A 2,610-nucleotide genomic window follows, 5' to 3' on the forward strand; every position below is an offset into this window, starting at 1 on the left:
GGGGGCAAACGCGGGGAACTGAAACATCTAAGTACCCGCAGGAGAAGAAAACAATAGTGATTCCGCAAGTAGTGGCGAGCGAACGCGGACAAGCCCAAACCAGCCTGGTTACGGCCAGACTGGGGTTGTAGGACTCACCTAGTGTTTAACAATTGAACTGGAATGGCATGGGAAGGCCAATCGTAGAGGGTGAGAATCCCGTACAGGTAAGAGCGTTAAATGAGTGAGTATCCTGAGTAAGTGGGGACCGGAGAAATCCCCTCTGAATCCGGCGGCACCATCCGCCAAGGCTAAATACTCCTGAGAGACCGATAGTGAACGAGTACCGTGAGGGAAAGGTGAAAAGTACCGCGAGCAGCGGGGTGAAATAGAACTTGAAACCATGCGCTTACAAGCGGACGGAGCCTACGGGTGACGTCGTGCCTTTTGCATAATGAGCCTACGAGTTACGGTTACTGGCAAGGTTAATGTATTGGAATACAGGAGCCGAAGCGAAAGCGAGTCTGAAATGGGCGATTAGTCAGTGGCTGTAGACGCGAAACTTGGTGATCTACCCTTGGTCAGGTTGAAGCGCTGGTAACACATCGTGGAGGACCGAACCGGTAAACGTTGAAAAGTTTTCGGATGAACTGAGGGTAGGGGTGAAAGGCCAATCAAACTGAGAAATAGCTCGTACTCCCCGAAATGTTTTTAGGAACAGCGTCGTGGTTGAGTCATGGTCAGGTAGAGCTACTGATAGGACTAGGGGGAGTCAAATCCTACCAAATTCTGACAAACTCCGAATGGGCTATGATATACACGGCAGTGAGGGCTGGGGTGCTAAGGTCCCAGTCCGAGAGGGGAACAACCCAGAGCATCAGCTAAGGTCCCAAAATATATGCTAAGTTGAACTAAGGGGGTCCGACTGCAGAGACAGCCAGGATGTTAGCTTGGAAGCAGCTATACATTTAAAGAGTGCGTAACAGCTCACTGGTCGAGCGGGGCGGGCATCGATAATAAACGGGCATCAAGCATATTACCGAAGCTATGCGATAGTAATTTATTACGATCGGTAGGGGAGCATTCTCACAGGGGTGAAGGTTTGGCGTAAGCTGGGCTGGACTGGTGAGAAAAGCAAATGTAGGCATAAGTAACGATAATGCGGATGAGAAATCCGCACACCGAAAGACTAAGGATTCCTCCGCTATGCTAATCAACGGAGGGTTAGGCGGGGCCTAAGGGATAGCCGACAGGCGACTCTCGATGGACAGCAGGTTAATATTCCTGCCCTTGCATGCAGTGTGAAAAAGTGACGGAGTATTGTGGTAAGTACGTACTGACGGAATAGTGCGTTGAGCAGAACCTACGGGTGAAGCGAACTTACGAAAACGCTTCCAAGAAAAGCTTTTGAAACGCCAGCTGTACGCAACCCGTACCGTAAACCGACACAGGTAGTCGAGAAGAATATTCTAAGGTGCTCGAGTGAATCACGGCTAAGGAACTCGGCAAATTAACCCTGTAACTTCGGGAGAAGGGGAGCCTCCTCAGAAATGAGAGGCCGCAGAGAAATGGCCCAGGCGACTGTTTAGCAAAAACACAGGGCTCTGCCAAAACGAAAGTTGACGTATAGGGCCTGACACCTGCCCGGTGCTGGAAGGTTAAGAGGGGATGTCATCGCAAGAGAAGCATTGAATCGAAGCCCCAGTAAACGGCGGCCGTAACTATAACGGTCCTAAGGTAGCGAAATTCCTTGTCGGGTAAGTTCCGACCTGCACGAATGGTGTAACGATCTGGGCACTGTCTCGGCCGTGAGCTCGGTGAAATTGTAGTAGCGGTGAAGATGCCGCTTACCCGCCACGGGACGGAAAGACCCCGTGCACCTTTACTATAGCTTTGCATTGTTTTCGGGTCAGGGATGTGTAGGATAGGTGGGAGGCTGTGAGTGGGCGTCGCCAGGCGTTCAGGAGCCAACGTTGAAATACCACCCTTCGCTGGCCTGGGATCTAATCCGACAAAGTCGGAGACCGTGCATGGTGGGTAGTTTGACTGGGGTGGTCGCCTCCAAAAGTGTAACGGAGGCTTCCAAAGGTCTGCTCAACACGCTTGGTAACCGTGTGTGGAGTGCAATAGTACAAGCAGGCTTGACTGTGAGACCGACGGGTCGAGCAGGTGGGAAACCAGGGTATAGTGATCCGGTGGTTCTGTATGGAAGGGCCATCGCTCAAAGGATAAAAGGTACGCCGGGGATAACAGGCTGATCTCCCCCAAGAGCTCACATCGACGGGGAGGTTTGGCACCTCGATGTCGGCTCGTCACATCCTGGGGCTGGAGAAGGTCCCAAGGGTTCGGCTGTTCGCCGATTAAAGTGGCACGCGAGCTGGGTTCAGAACGTCGTGAGACAGTTCGGTCCCTATCTGTGGTGGGCGTAGGAAGATTGACGGGGGCTGCCTTTAGTACGAGAGGACCGAGGTGGACCCACCGCTGGTGAACCGGTTGTCACGCCAGTGGCATGGCCGGGTAGCTATGTGGGGAATAGATAAGCGCTGAAAGCATCTAAGTGCGAAACTAGCCCGAAGATGAATCTTCCACATAAGGGTCGTTGTAGACTACGACGTTGATAGGCTGCAGGTG

The 2,610-nt window shown here is 52.4% G+C and carries 1 rRNA gene; it reads left to right on the plus strand.

Going from position 1 to position 2,610, the window contains the following annotated elements:
- Positions 1 to 2,610: ribosomal RNA gene (locus G395_RS0127080) — 23S ribosomal RNA — on the plus strand; the annotation flags it as partial.

It is taken from the genome of Dyadobacter alkalitolerans DSM 23607, from assembly GCF_000428845.1.
GTDB classification, from domain to species: domain Bacteria; phylum Bacteroidota; class Bacteroidia; order Cytophagales; family Spirosomataceae; genus Dyadobacter; species Dyadobacter alkalitolerans.